General features: G+C 53.7%; 1 protein-coding gene. It reads right to left on the minus strand.

Annotated features, from left to right (window positions below):
• The coding region (locus tag H5187_RS23955; protein ID WP_259401777.1) for an Ig-like domain-containing protein at positions 1-542 on the minus strand (542 nt) is incomplete at both ends.

The raw sequence follows: 542 nt of genomic DNA on the forward strand, positions 1-542 counted from the left end.
ACACTGCCATCCACTTGGAATGTGCCCTCTGCAAGTGGGGTCGGTACATCCACCGACCACGTACCATCTGCCAGTACCGTCGCGGTTAAGGTTTGCACAGCGCCAGTGGCATCAGTGACAATCACACTGACGATGCCACCGATTTCATCACTGCTACCGGTGATGGTTGGCGTGGTATCGTTCGTTGCAGCAAGTGGATCAATATCAAAAGTAGGCGCTTGAGTGTCAATTACTCCGCCGTTTTCAGTATCAGACGCGGTATTACCTGCCGCATCAGTGACGCTGGCATCCACTTGGAATGCGCCCTCTGCCAATGGGGTCGGTATATCCACCGACCACGTGCCATCTGCCAGTACCGTCGCGGTTAAGGTTTGCACGGTGCCGTTCGCATCTGTCACGGTGATACTTACCAATCCACCAATTTCATCACTGCTACCGGTGATGGTTGGGGTGCTGTCGTTCGTCGCAGCCAACGGATCAATATCAAAGGTTGGCGCAAGAGTATCGATCACTCCGCCATTTTCTGTGTCGCTAGCGGTATT

Origin of the sequence: Pseudoalteromonas sp. SG44-1 (assembly GCF_014164315.1) — a bacterium.
Classification (GTDB): Bacteria; Pseudomonadota; Gammaproteobacteria; order Enterobacterales; family Alteromonadaceae; genus Pseudoalteromonas; species Pseudoalteromonas rhizosphaerae.